This is a genomic window from Paraburkholderia unamae (genome assembly GCF_003268775.1).
GTDB classification, from domain to species: Bacteria; Pseudomonadota; Gammaproteobacteria; order Burkholderiales; family Burkholderiaceae; genus Paraburkholderia; species Paraburkholderia unamae.
Genome location: NZ_QLSU01000014.1, coordinates 196,098 through 208,623, shown reverse-complemented (window position 1 = coordinate 208,623; position 12,526 = coordinate 196,098). Strand labels below are relative to the sequence as shown.

The 12,526-nt window shown below is 59.4% G+C and carries 12 protein-coding genes; 8 read left to right on the top strand and 4 right to left on the bottom strand.

Annotated features, from left to right (window positions below):
* Window position 1: 1 nt before the first annotated feature.
* The 5 genes from C7401_RS23560 (at window position 2) to C7401_RS23540 (ending at window position 3,833) form a co-directional block, all read left to right on the top strand.
* Window positions 2-421, top strand: coding sequence for a nuclear transport factor 2 family protein (locus C7401_RS23560; protein WP_112173807.1), 420 nt, complete (start codon window positions 2-4; stop codon window positions 419-421).
* A 46-nt stretch (window positions 422-467) separates the two neighbouring features.
* Window positions 468-827 carry a BON domain-containing protein gene (locus C7401_RS23555; RefSeq protein WP_258397197.1) on the top strand — a complete coding sequence of 120 codons (360 nt, stop codon included), beginning with the start codon at window positions 468-470 and terminating at the stop codon, window positions 825-827.
* Window positions 828-1,171: 344 nt separating this feature from the next.
* A complete protein-coding gene (curA, locus tag C7401_RS23550; RefSeq protein WP_112173806.1) occupies window positions 1,172-2,203 on the top strand; it encodes an NADPH-dependent curcumin/dihydrocurcumin reductase in 1,032 nt (343 codons plus the stop codon).
* A gap of 292 nt (window positions 2,204-2,495) precedes the next feature.
* On the top strand, window positions 2,496-3,377 hold the full coding sequence (hchA, locus tag C7401_RS23545; RefSeq protein ID WP_112173805.1) for a glyoxalase III HchA: 882 nt from the start codon (window positions 2,496-2,498) through the stop codon (window positions 3,375-3,377).
* Window positions 3,378-3,539: 162 nt separating this feature from the next.
* Window positions 3,540-3,833, top strand: a complete 294-nt coding sequence (locus tag C7401_RS23540; protein ID WP_112173804.1) for an antibiotic biosynthesis monooxygenase family protein — start codon at window positions 3,540-3,542, stop codon at window positions 3,831-3,833.
* Between the two features lie 142 nt (window positions 3,834-3,975).
* Here the strand turns inward: C7401_RS23540 and C7401_RS23535 are convergent, their stop codons facing one another.
* The 3 genes from C7401_RS23535 to C7401_RS23525 form a co-directional block, all read right to left on the bottom strand.
* A complete protein-coding gene (locus C7401_RS23535; protein ID WP_112173803.1) occupies window positions 3,976-5,637 on the bottom strand; it encodes a fatty acid--CoA ligase in 1,662 nt (553 codons plus the stop codon).
* A 15-nt stretch (window positions 5,638-5,652) separates the two neighbouring features.
* Window positions 5,653-6,423, bottom strand: coding sequence for an SDR family NAD(P)-dependent oxidoreductase (locus tag C7401_RS23530; RefSeq protein WP_181565665.1), 771 nt, complete (start codon window positions 6,421-6,423; stop codon window positions 5,653-5,655).
* Window positions 6,424-6,816: 393 nt separating this feature from the next.
* Window positions 6,817-7,845, bottom strand: coding sequence for an NAD(P)H-quinone oxidoreductase (locus C7401_RS23525; protein ID WP_112173802.1), 1,029 nt, complete (start codon window positions 7,843-7,845; stop codon window positions 6,817-6,819).
* 164 nt (window positions 7,846-8,009) lie between these two features.
* Here C7401_RS23525 and C7401_RS23520 point away from each other — a divergent pair, with 164 nt between their 5' ends.
* From C7401_RS23520 to benB, 3 genes are all read left to right on the top strand, one after another.
* A complete protein-coding gene (locus tag C7401_RS23520; RefSeq protein WP_112173801.1) occupies window positions 8,010-8,879 on the top strand; it encodes a LysR family transcriptional regulator in 870 nt (289 codons plus the stop codon).
* Between the two features lie 244 nt (window positions 8,880-9,123).
* Window positions 9,124-10,518 (top strand): Rieske 2Fe-2S domain-containing protein, encoded by a 1,395-nt coding sequence (locus C7401_RS23515; protein ID WP_112173853.1) that lies wholly within the window; start codon window positions 9,124-9,126, stop codon window positions 10,516-10,518.
* Complete coding sequence (benB, locus tag C7401_RS23510) at window positions 10,515-11,012, top strand: benzoate 1,2-dioxygenase small subunit (protein WP_112173800.1); 498 nt, start codon at window positions 10,515-10,517, stop codon at window positions 11,010-11,012. Before C7401_RS23515 ends, benB begins: the two co-directional genes overlap by 4 nt.
* A gap of 234 nt (window positions 11,013-11,246) precedes the next feature.
* Here benB and C7401_RS23505 read toward each other — a convergent pair whose 3' ends face one another.
* A complete protein-coding gene (locus C7401_RS23505; protein WP_112173799.1) occupies window positions 11,247-12,200 on the bottom strand; it encodes an AraC family transcriptional regulator in 954 nt (317 codons plus the stop codon).
* Between the last annotated feature and the right edge of the window lie 326 nt (window positions 12,201-12,526).

Sequence of the window (12,526 nt, the reverse complement as noted above, 5' to 3'; positions counted from 1 at the left end):
CATGAGCAGCCGCGCAACCATCACGCAGTTCTTCGATTGCTATCGAGCCCACGACGTGGCCGGCATGCTCGCACTGTGCGCGCCGCAAGCAAAGATCGACTACGTGCCACTTGGCGCCACCGGTTCGGCCGAGGTTATCGGACGGCAAATCTGGGCCTCACTGGTCGAGGCCTTTCCCGATCTGCAAAACAAGATCGTCGCACTCCACGCAAGCGATACAGACCGTGCCGTCACTGCGGAAGTCGTGATCGGCGGCACGCAGGCGCGAGATTTTCTCGGCATTGCCAATCACGCACGTTCATTCTCGGTCCGGCACGCCTTCATCTTCCAGCTTGATCCACAAGCACGGATCGAGCGGATCACGGCCTACTGGGACAACACGAAGCTGTTCGGCGATCTCGGCAAGCTTGCGTCCGTCTAGTGCATCGCACCAGGATTCCACTCACACCCAACCCGGGAGCTTACCGATGAAGAAGTCTGCTTTCATGATGAAAACGGCTGTCTTGCTCGTGGCAGCCGTCTGTGCATTCGGCGCGCGCGCTCAGACCGATGCGGGCGCAGCGCCAGGTGCGGCCCAGTCCGGAAACGGCACGACAACCGCCCGCGCGCAAAATCACAAGCTGGCGAAGGATGTGCGCCACGCGCTTACGCACGCTAAGGGCCTGGACGCATCGCACATCAACGTACTGGCGAAGGGCGGTGCGGTTTCGCTCGCGGGCTCGGTGCCGGAAGCCGGGCAGATCGATCTTGCGGGTGCGGCCGCTGAGGCGGTGCCGGGCGTCGCGTCGATCAACAACCAACTGCACGTGCACGAACCCGGCAACTGATTGTGAAGGGACGCGACCCGCAGGCACGCCGCGTCCCTGCTTCCTTCAACATCTCCAGGCTCACACAGCAGCCGCCGGTTGATCTTGCGCCCGGTGACGCGATCGAGTGCGCCCGCAGCATCACGCTGATCGGCGCGGCCCGGATCACCTTGCGCGCCCGCGCGCTTACACGGGGACGAGGAAAGCGATTCGTGCGTCGCGAGTAACGATGATTTCCCGCGTGCGGTGCATTCAGCTCGCTGCACCGCCCTACAATCCGCGTGCACCGACTGTAACCTGGCTGCGTCCGCCGGCTTCGACGCAAAACTAGCACCCAGGAGTCGTAACCCTGTGAGGATTTACGTATGCTTCAGCACTCAATCGGCAATCGCCGCATAGTACTCAACTCGCGGCCGCACGGCGCACCGTCGCAAGACAATTTCCGACTCGACGAAAGCGCCGTACCTGCCCCCTCCGATGGCGAAGTGCTGCTGCGCACGCTCTACCTGTCGCTCGATCCCTACATGAGGACGCGTATGAACGATACGGCCTCCTATGCGCCGCCCGTTGCGATCGGCGAACCAATGATCGGGGCGACTGTGAGCCGTGTCGTCGCCTCGAAGAATGCAGGTTTCAAGGCGGGAGACCTCGTGCTCGCCCACGCTGGCTGGCAGGACTATTCACTATCGAACGGCGATGGGCTAACGGTACTCGACGACATCAAGCAGCCATCGCACGCATTAAGTGTCCTCGGTATGACGGGCTTCACCGCTTACTGGGGCTTGCTCAAGATTGGCGCACCACAGCCTGGCGAGACCGTGGTCGTCGCGTCGGCGAGCGGCGCAGTGGGTGCCGTCGTCGGGCAGATCGCAAAGCTCAAGGGCGCGCGCGTCGTGGGCATTGCCGGCGACACGGACAAATGCAGCTATGTGACCGAGGAACTCGGCTTCGACACCTGCCTCGACCGCCACGCGCCGGACTTCGCCTCACGCCTCGCCTCGGTCTGCCCAGACGGGATCGATGTCTACTTTGAGAACGTAGGCGGCGCCATCCTCGAAGCAGTGCAGCCGCTGCTCAATGTAGGCGCACGAGTTCCGCTGTGCGGACTGATCTCCCAGTACAACGCGGATGAAGCGCCACAGGTGCCGGATCATTTGCCTGCCTTTTTGCAGATGCTTCTGTTCAAGCGCATTCGCATTCAGGGCTTCATCATCGGCGACCACTACGCGAGCGGCTTCGACGAATTCATGCGTGAAATGAGCGTCTGGGTCGCACAAGGGAAAGTCAAGGTCCACGAGGATTTTGTCGACGGTCTCGAGCACGCGCCACAAGCCTTCCTCGATCTGCTGGCGGGCCGCAATTTCGGCAAGGTCGTGGTACGCGTTGCTCACGACTGAACTTCGGACGATTGCCGGCGCGACACGGTTCATCCGACTGTCGCGCCGTGCCGATCCGCGTCATTCGTCTAACGCATCCAATGACGTAGACCTCCCCACCCATTCAGGGGGCTTTGTGTCCGGTGCGCAGCGCCCTACTATTTCCGTTGTGGATCACGCACCTGGCACCGTCGCCTCGTAGTGGCCAGCGCTCGCATCACCACAGGTAGCGCACTCGACACCGTGCCACGGCGCACCACACCTTTTCCCCTGTTTCCGAAGCACGTTTGCCAACCCCCCTCAAGGAGATGCCATGACTTCAGGAACCCAGGCGCTCGACAAGACGCCCTCGCCCGACGCCGCTGAGAACAATGCGTTCTTTCCCTCGCCGTATTCGCTTTCGCAGTACACCGCGTCGAAAACGGATTTCGACGGTACGACCTATCCGAACCCCTATAAAGAGGGCAAATGGAAGGTTCTGATGATCGCGACCGACGAACGCTACATTCTCATGACCAACGGCAAGATGTTCTCGACCGGCAATCACCCGGTGGAGATGCTACTGCCGATGCATCACATGGATCAGGCCGGCTTCGAGATCGACATCGCAACGCTCTCCGGCAACCCGGCCAAGCTGGAACTCTGGGCGATGCCGAACGAAGACGAAGCGGTGCAAAGCACATACCGCAAGTACCTCCCCAAGCTTAAGCAGCCGCTCAAACTCTCCGATGTGCTGGAACAGAGTCTGGGCAGCGACTCCCCCTATATCGCAGTGTTCGTGCCAGGCGGTCATGGCGTGCTCGCTTGCATTCCGCAGAGCAAGGAGGTCAAGCAGGTACTCAAGTGGGCGATGGACCATGACAAGTACATTGTTACGCTCTGCCACGGTCCGTCCTGCCTGCTTTCCGCGGCCGTCGACGAAGATCCCGCCGACTACCCCTTCAAGGGCTACGAGATTTGCGTGTTCCCCGACTCCCTCGACAAGGGAGCGAATCTGGCGATCGGCTACATGCCGGGACCGCTGCCCTGGCTCGTCGGCGAGAGCCTCGAAAAGCTCGGCGTGAAAGTGTTGAACGAAGGCATCGACGGTAGTTGTCACACCGATCGCAAGCTCATTACAGGCGACAGTCCGCTTGCGTCCAACAACATCGGCAAACTTGCCGCCGCGGCCTTGCTCAAGGAAGTCGGACTCTAAACACTGAGATCGCGCGGTTCCCGCAAGGCCCCGCGTATTCCTGAGCGGCACGCGTCGTTGGCAGGATCTCGCCAGCGCGCGTGCCCCACTTTTCTCGGAATCTCGGAACGACGTCAGAGGCAATTGAATACGTCGACGCTCTCAACCCATCAGGAACTCCCCATGATCATCGAAAAGGCCCACCTGCACATTGGTGCCGACAATGTCACAGCATTCGAGGCGGCCTGGCGCGAAGCCGCACCGATCTTCGCTCGCACACCGAGCTGCCATGGCGCTGCGCTTTACCGTGGTATCGAACAGCCTTCCGAATACACGCTGCTGGTGCAATGGGCCAGCGTGGCCGCACACGAGGCATTTCGAAAGACCGACGACTTTGCCGAATGGCGGCAACTCGTCGGCCATCACTTCACACAATCGCCGTCGGTCAGTCACATGGTGGCGGTCGAGACGCCCTGAGACAGACTGGTGCAGCGGAGATCCCGCTGCTTCAAGTCACCTTGCATGACTGCTGTCGCGGCACCAGGCTTCGCATCGGCAAGCACGCAACGCCATGCTGGCGACCGGCAACCGATCGCAGCATGGACATGGCATGGACGTTTCACATCCCTTCGTTCTCCTGCTCGTTCTGATACCGGTCGCGCAACGCCCGCTTGTTGATCTTACCCACGCTGGTTCGCTCGAGCGAGTCCACGATCAACAGGCGTTCGGGTACCGCGTAGCGCGAGATGAGCCCGCGGTCTGCCACACGCTTCACGTGCACCTGCAAGTCCGCCGGTGTGACGCTCTGTTGCTTTCCCTCGGCGAGCACGACGAGCGCGAGCGGCCGCTCGCCCCATCTCGCATCCTTGACGCCGATAACCGCCGCTTCGCGCACGGCCGGATGCGTCGAGAGGATGTTCTCCAACTCCATCGACGAGACCCATTCACCGCCGGTCTTGATGACATCCTTGATGCGGTCGGTGATCTGAAGGTAACCCTCTGCGTCGATCACTCCGATGTCGTTGGTGTGCAGATAACCGCCCGCCCATAGTGCCGCGGAGGCTTGTTCGTCACCGAGATACCCTTGCGTGGCCCACGGCGCGCGCATGACGACCTCCCCTGCTGACTTGCCGTCGCGCGGCACGTCGCGCATGTGCTCGTCGACGATGCGCAGGTCCACGAGCGGCAGCGGCAAGCCCGCGCGCGTGCGTACCGTGATGTCGTCGCCCTTCGCGCCGCCGCGCGTCTGAGCGAGTGTCATCAGCGGACAGGTCTCGGACATCCCGTAGCCCGTGAAGACGTCGATGCCGCGAGCACGTGCGGCGCACGCGAGTCCCTCCGAAAGCGGCGAGCCTCCCACGATCACCTTCCAGCGGGAGAGATCGATGGCTGCACTGGCCGGGCTCGTGAGGAGCATGTCGAGCAACGTCGGCACGCAATGCGAAAACGTGACACCTTCGCGCTCGATCAGGCACAAGAGGGTCTCGGGCACGTAGCGCCCCGGATAGACCTGCTTGAGGCCGAGCGCTGTCGCGATGTAAGGCATGCCCCACGCGTGCACATGGAACATGGGAGTGATCGGCATGTAGACGTCCTCGCGATGCACGCGGCCCTGCTCGCGAGCGCTGCCCAACGCCGCCATGCCTGCCAGCGTGTGCAGCACGAGCTGACGATGACTGAACGACACGCCCTTGGGCAAGCCAGTCGTGCCCGTTGTGTAGAACGTGGTGGCACGCGTGTGCTCGTCAAAGTCCGGGAAATCGTAATCGGGTGAGCCTGCGCTCACCATCTCATCGTATTCCCCCTTGAAATGCGCGGGACGCGGTGCCGTTTCGTCGCCGTCGCCGATCAGCACAAAGGTCTGCACCGTCTCCAGACGATCTCGAATGCTCTCCAGCAACGGCAGGAAGTCGCGATGCACGAGCAGCACGCGAGCGCCCGCGTGGTTAAGCGTGTAAAGCACCTGGTCTGCTGAAAGCCGGACGTTCACGGTCATCAGCACCGCACCCATCATGGGCACCGTAAAATAGCATTCCAGATAGCGATGGCTGTCCCAGTCCATCACGGCCAGCGTGTCGCCGGGCGTGACGCCTGTCCCGGCAAGCGCGCTCGCCAACTGGCCCAGCCGGTGCCGGAAGCCCCAGTAGTTGTAGCGTACCGCATCGCCATAGACGATCTGCTGTTCTGGGCAGCTTGCGAGCGTCGTGTGCAGCAACTGCTTGATCAGGAGTGGGTAGCCATAGGCCCCGTCTTCTGGCTGAAGATGGTTCGCGTTACTCATCGTATGGGCACGCTCTCAAAGTGAATTGATGCTGTGGCCGCCATCCACGACAATCGAGGCGCCGGTCATGAAGGACGATGCGTCCGAGGCCAGCAGCAGCAACGCGCCGTCCAGGCTGCCCGGAGCACCGAAGCGCCGCTGCGGAATGCGCTTGCAAAGCGCATTGCCCGCGTCGGTCCGCAGAAAACTGCGATTCATGTCGGTTTCGATATAGCAGGGCTCGATAGCATTCACCCGAATATCGTGACGCGCGAGCTCCAGCGCCATTGCCTCGGTCAGATGAAGGAGCGCGGCTTTGCTCGCGGCGTACGCGGGCACCTGCTGTGCCACGCGCCGCCCCAGTATCGATGCGATATTGACGATGCTCCCGCCGCGCCCGTGTTGCACCATCCTGCGAGCGACCGCCTGCGCGGCATACCATGCGCCACTCAGGTTGACGTCGACTACGGAAGCCCACTCGTCACGCGACACCTCAAGCAACGGCCGGGTCTTTGTCACGCCAGCGTTATTGATCAGCACATCGATCGGCCCGAATACGGTTTCCGCCGCCGCGAGCGCAAGGTCAATTTCACCATCGCGCGTGAGGTCAAGCTCGAAGGCTTCAGCTGCGAAGCCGTCGGTGCGCAGGCGTGCCGCTTCGTTGCGTCCCGCTTCGATGCGCCGTCCCGCCATGGCCACACGCGCACCGCGCTGCGCCAGGAATTCGGCAAAGTGCAACCCGAGACCGCCGAATGCGCCGGTCACAAGAATGGTCTTGCCGGAGATGTCAAACAGTGAGTCATTCATGAATTCTTCCCAACCGAGATGCTGTGGTGCCGCCGGGGGTCGACTCGTGACATCTTGTGTCGCCCCTATGCGTCAGGTGAAGTCGCCTGCAATAGACTACCCGGCACCACACGCGCATTCAGCCCCCCAGGTGGGGGGCAATTCGATCGGCGCAAGCAACAATGATTCCGTTCCCGCGTCATTCCCTGAACGACGGATGACACTACACTACGAGGATTCGTCCATAGCGCGGGACTCGATTATCACTATGTGCTTAGCGGAATCCGCCTCCCGCCGATACATCGGCAGGCTGCTCACAGTGCCTTGCCGCCCTTGTGGAAGCATGCGGTGCACGGCTTTGCCGGAGCCGCACAGCCGCTCAAATTCGAGGGCACGCACGCGGATTTCGGTCCGCTACCGCTGCGCGGCAGGAGTCGTCAACACGATCTTGCCAATGTGAGTCCCGGAATCCATCAAGGTGTGGGCATCAGCGGCACGCTCTAGTTCAAAGCGTTGATAGATCAACGGCTTCACGTTGCCGCTCCGGATATGAGGCCAGATGTGTTCTTCGAGTTCACCGATGATCGCGGCCTTTTCCTCGTGGGTTCTCGAACGCAGTGTCGAACCAATATGCGTCAAACGCTTGGTGAGCATGGGGAACAGATCAACCTGTGCAGCCGGTCCCTTGATCACGCCGATCTGCACGATGCGCCCATTGACGGCAGCCGCTGCATAATTTCTTGCCACGTAGTCGCCCGCAATGATATCCACGATCACGTCCGCGCCCCGACCGTCGGTGAACGCCATCGTCTTCTCAACGAAGTCATCGTGGCGATAGTCAATAGCGAGATCCGCTCCCAGTGCAAGGCTCGCCGCTCGTTGCGCATCGGAACCCACGGTCGTGATAATGCGCCCCGCCCCGAGCGCCTTGGCGAACATCGTGGCTGTCGTGCCGATGCCTGATGCGCCGCCATGAATGAGTACGGTCTCGCCCTTTTTCAACTGACCACGCTGAAACACGTTCAACCATACGGTCATGAATGTTTCCGGCATGGCGGCCGCCTCGACGAGGCTCAGCCCCTCAGGGATGAACAGCGTATTCGACTCGTGCGCAGTGGCGTATTCGGCGTAGCCGCCGCCAGGAATCAGCGCGCAGACGCGGTCACCGACGCTAAAGCGCGTCACACCACGCCCAAGTGCAACAACCTCTCCAGCCACTTCGAGGCCAGGCAGATCCGATGCGCCCGGCGGCGGATCGTACAATCCTTTACGCTGGAACACATCAGGACCGTTGACGCCCGCAGCGTGAATTCGGATCAGCAGTTCGCCGGCATCCGGCGCCGGGACTGGGCGCACAGTGGGCACCAGCACCTCCGGACCGCCCGGCTGAGTGATCTCGACAGCCGACATGGTTGCTGGAAGCGTATGTGTTGCATTCGACATGGAACTATCCTCATAAGCTTGCCCGCGGAACGAATGAATCTGGTTGAGTCATTGAATCGATCGCGTCAAGTCTGGAGACGAGTATAGGATTTGCGCCGCGACGCGCCACGCAGCAAAATGCCGGCAGAGTGATGCAAAAATGCATCACCCGATCTGGAGAAATCATGAACTGGGATGACGCACGTATCTTCCTCGCGATTCACCGCGAGCGGACATTGCGTGCCGCGGCGCGCGCACTCAAGCTCGACCAGGCTACGGTGGGAAGGCGGCTCGTCGCGCTCGAACACGCGCTCGGCGCCGCACTCTTCGTGCGCACATCAAAGGGCTATGAGCTGACCCAGGCGGGCAAGCTGGCACTGGCACCCGCTGAATTGATGGAGCGCTCGGCGCACGATCTCGCAAGACGCACGCATGGCATGGACAAGCGTCTTGCGGGCGAAGTCAAGGTGACGACAACGGACGCGCTCGCACTGGAATTCGTGATACCCGCGATCGAACGCCTTCATGCAAAGCATCCCGATGTCAGGGTCGAGTTGAACACGTCGACGCAGATCGTCAACCTCGCCAGGCGAGAAGCCGACATCGCCGTGCGGACGGTGCGTCCGACCAATCCGGGGCTCGTCGCGCGGCGCATCGCCAGTTGGGAAATGGGTCTCTTCGCCTCCCGGACGTATCTCGACCACCATGGGATGCCGATCGAGGGTCAGGCATTTTCCGCGCATGATCTGGTCGTGTACCAGCCGTATATGTCAGCCACGAGCACGCCCGAACTCGCTGGCGAGCCACTCCACGGCGGCAGGATCGTCGCGAGCCTGAATTCCAACCTAAGTCTGCGCGCAGCGATCAAGGCGGGTATCGGTTTGGGCGAAATACCCGTCGCGATGGCGGAGAAGGACGGTCTGATACGTATCTGGCCAGAACGTGCGAGGAAGGCTCCCTATGAGGTGTGGCTCGTGACGCATCAGGACCTGAGGCATACCGCACGTATCCGGGCAATGATTGATGAGATTTTGCAGACGTTTCGGGTCGAATGAGATCAGGCACCCCTTAACCACAGGGATTGCAACCCGATACCGGCTTGCCGACCCAGGCCGCCTTTCTGTGCGCTATGAGGCCTGGTAGCGCGAACTCCCCTCACAGGCGCCCTATCACACCCGCTAGAATTTCCCGCCCTCAAAAGCTTGCACAAATTGGATAGAAGATCTGCACTGACTGGATATGATCAACCGCTCCCCTTCATGAAAATCACTCCAATCAAAACTCATGGAGGAGCAATCAATGAATGCCTCACTCAATTCAGCGGCGGGCTTTGGCGCCATTCACCAATTGGTGTCCGATTCGGTACAAGACGATCCATCCAGCGGTCGCTTCAGGTGCCGTCGCGACATCTTCACGGATGCCGCGCTGTTCGAATACGAAATGAAGTACCTGTTCGAGCAAAACTGGGTCTTCCTGGCACACGAAAGCCAAATCGCAAATCCCAACGACTACTTCGTGTCCAAAATCGGTCGCCAGCCCGTTATCATCACGCGTGACAAGAACGGTAAGCTGGGCGCCGTGATCAACGCGTGTGCGCATCGTGGCGCCGAATTGTGCCGGCGCAAGCAGGGGAACAAGGGGAGTTTCACCTGCCCGTTTCACGGCTGGACATTCAGTAATACCGGGAAGCTTCTGAAAGTCAAGGACGGGCAGACGGACAACTACCCGGAAGGTTTCAACGTTGACGGCTCGCACGACCTGACGCGAGTCCCCTCCTTTGCCAATTATCGGGGCTTCCTGTTTGGCTCGATGAACCCGAACGTCGGGTCGATCGAAGAACATCTGGGAGGCAGCAAGGCCGTTCTTGACCAGATCATCAATCAGACGCCAGGGGAACTCGAAGTCCTGCGCGGAAGTTCCTCATACGTCTACGACGGTAACTGGAAGTTGCAGATCGAGAACGGGGCCGACGGATATCACGTTAGCGCAGTTCACTGGAATTATGTTGCTACAGTCGGTCGCCGCGACCGCTCTGACGATAATGTCCGTACGGTTGACGCGAATGCCTGGTCAAAAAGCGTCGGCGGATTCTACGCTTTCGAACATGGCCATATCCTCTTGTGGACGCGACTACTCAATCCAGAGGTCCGTCCCGTATTCGGTCACCGCGAGGAATTGAAGGCACGACTCGGCGAAGAGGTAGCGGACGCTATCGTCAATCACACTCGCAACCTCTGCATTTACCCGAATCTTTACGTGATGGACCAGGTGTCCACGCAGATTCGTGTCGTCCAGCCGATCTCGGTGGACAAGACCGAAGTCACGATCTATTGCTTCGGCCCCCGCGACGAGAGCGAACAGGATCGTCACACGCGAATTCGCCAATATGAGGACTTTTTTAATGTCAGCGGCATGGGAACACCGGACGACCTTGAGGAATTCCGCGCCTGCCAAAGCGGATTTAAAGGCACCGCAGCTCAATGGAACGACCTGAGTCGAGGTGCTACCCGGTGGGTGAGTGGTCGCGACGAGAACGCTGCACGCGTCGGATATGATCCGATTCTCAGCGGAGTTCGAATCGAAGACGAGGGGCTCTTCGTGCAACAGCACCGGTACTGGTCCGAAACGATGCTGCGTAGCCTTTCCGCCGAGCAGAGTATCATCAACGTACAACCCGTCGAGGTTCTGAAATGAGCGCCTTTGAGAACCTTTATCTCGACATCTGCGCCTTCCTCTTTCGAGAAGGACGCTTGCTTGACGATCGGAAATTCGACGAGTGGGTGGAGTGTTACGACCCGGAAGCGGTATTCTGGATGCCCTGCTGGGACGACTCAGACCAGCTCGTTGACGATCCCAACAAGCATATCTCGCTCATCTACTACCCAAATCGTGTTGGTCTTGAGGACCGGGTCTTTCGTCTTAACACTGAGCGTTCCGGCGCAAGTAGTCCAGAGCCTCGCACCACCCACAACATCGCTAACGTCGAGATTGTGCAGCGCGATGAGAACAGCGTCGAAGTGCGCTTTAACTGGCACACCATGAGTTACAGATACAAAACGCTCGACCACTTCTTCGGAACCTCCTGCTACACATTGAAGATCAGTTCATCTGGATTCTCCATTCTGAACAAAAAAGTCGTATTGAAGAACGACTTGATTCATCAAGTTATCGACGTTTACCATGTTTGACCGCGTGTTGATAACCTGCTGAATCGATCTCGACCGCTTGCCCCGGAAGATGTGGCGCGACGTGTCACCTGAGCTTCAGGGCAGCGGTCATCCATGCAAGGCTAGAAGAGAACTTAAACCATCGACGCTCCGGTTCTGCCACGGAATAGTCGATCATCGTGCAGGGCAGTCCAGAGCGTGCCATCACGATCGCCGATGACCGCCAGGACGGTCATCATGTATAACTGGCGGATCCTACCGGGAACGGCTAAGGGTATGGGACGGCAATTCGCCGTAGCGAGCGCGGTAAGCCGCCGAGAAACGGCTGAGGTGTGAGAAGCCGTTGCGGGTGGCAATTTCCGTAACGCTGTCCGAAGTGCGTGCGTTCAGAAGATCAGCGCGAACGCGGTCAAACTTCAGGCGTTGAATGAAACTGCGAGGGCTTTCCTTTGCATGTAATTTAAATAACGCATACATTTTTCTTAAACTGACATTTGATGCAAAGGCCACGGTCTCAGGCGAGAGGTCATCATAGAGATGATCCAGTATGTACTTCTTTATCCTCTCGAAGGCCACGCTGGGTTCATGTGTCTGTCGCTCAAGCACGTTCGTTTCGAGCTGAGTGAGCAACTTGCGAACCAGGATCTGCGAATACTGACGCTGGATCTCCGGGCTGCATGTGGCGTTTTCGCTTTCTTCGCACATCAGGGCGAGCAAGCCGGCGAGTCCGTCGACACATGCAAGCGTCTGAACCGGGCGGAGGAACCGTACGCGCTTATCGCCTCTGCTATCGTTAGCTTCACAAGACATCGCCTCCACCACGTCAACCGGCAGCGTGACGATAAGCTTCTCGCAGTCGCTTGAGTATTGCACACGCGCAGGGTCTGCGGGGTTGATGACGAGAAATTCACCGGGGTTGAACTCGTAGGTATTCTGGTCGCCTGTCCACATGGAGGTTCCGCGCAATAGAACCTGCAATTGATAGGAATCGCGAAGAGATTCTGTCGAGATTTCGACTCTGGCACCGTAACTGATGTTGCACAGTCCTATTTCGCACACCTTCCTTAACAGAAGACGTGCGCCAGGCTGCGTCTTGGCCGACACACGAATTGAATGTCGGCCGACCGCGTGGTTCACGTAATCGGAGACTTCCCGAGGGTCTGCTCCATCGAACACAGCGCTTTTGCGCGATAAATAAAAAGACGGCATGGAGGTCAAGCTACCGTGTTGATTGAAGGGGGAACGCTTCTTTATTCATCCAGACCCGACCTCAGCCCATTGGAAATCGCTGCGGGAAGCCGCGCAGGCCTCTCGTGACGCTGTTTGTCTCCTGGCATGGTCGACCTTGTGCTGGCCCTACAGAAACACTTGTGCACCTTGATTCGATCGGATAATAGACAGTGATCGCGTTAGCGTCCAACATCTTTTGGGTATTGTTCTATACCTTTTTTGTTGAAAAAACGTGGGGATTTCCCTTATGAAATCAAAGCCGTAGCCGAGTCTGTGCACTGCACATTTTCACCCTCGCAAGGTCC

What these genes read in the sequence shown, in the direction of transcription:
- C7401_RS23560 (WP_112173807.1), top strand. Translation starts at nt 2, where the DNA reads ATGAGCAGCCGCGCAACCATCACGCAGTTCTTCGATTGCTATCGAGCC.
- C7401_RS23525 (WP_112173802.1), bottom strand. Translation starts at nt 7,845, where the DNA reads ATGTCGAATGCAACACATACGCTTCCAGCAACCATGTCGGCTGTCGAG.
- benB (WP_112173800.1), top strand. Translation starts at nt 10,515, where the DNA reads ATGAGCGCCTTTGAGAACCTTTATCTCGACATCTGCGCCTTCCTCTTT.
- C7401_RS23520 (WP_112173801.1), top strand. Translation starts at nt 8,010, where the DNA reads ATGAACTGGGATGACGCACGTATCTTCCTCGCGATTCACCGCGAGCGG.
- C7401_RS23540 (WP_112173804.1), top strand. Translation starts at nt 3,540, where the DNA reads ATGATCATCGAAAAGGCCCACCTGCACATTGGTGCCGACAATGTCACA.
- C7401_RS23555 (WP_258397197.1), top strand. Translation starts at nt 468, where the DNA reads ATGAAGAAGTCTGCTTTCATGATGAAAACGGCTGTCTTGCTCGTGGCA.
- C7401_RS23515 (WP_112173853.1), top strand. Translation starts at nt 9,124, where the DNA reads ATGAATGCCTCACTCAATTCAGCGGCGGGCTTTGGCGCCATTCACCAA.
- C7401_RS23530 (WP_181565665.1), bottom strand. Translation starts at nt 6,423, where the DNA reads ATGAATGACTCACTGTTTGACATCTCCGGCAAGACCATTCTTGTGACC.
- curA (WP_112173806.1), top strand. Translation starts at nt 1,172, where the DNA reads ATGCTTCAGCACTCAATCGGCAATCGCCGCATAGTACTCAACTCGCGG.
- C7401_RS23505 (WP_112173799.1), bottom strand. Translation starts at nt 12,200, where the DNA reads ATGCCGTCTTTTTATTTATCGCGCAAAAGCGCTGTGTTCGATGGAGCA.
- C7401_RS23535 (WP_112173803.1), bottom strand. Translation starts at nt 5,637, where the DNA reads ATGAGTAACGCGAACCATCTTCAGCCAGAAGACGGGGCCTATGGCTAC.
- hchA (WP_112173805.1), top strand. Translation starts at nt 2,496, where the DNA reads ATGACTTCAGGAACCCAGGCGCTCGACAAGACGCCCTCGCCCGACGCC.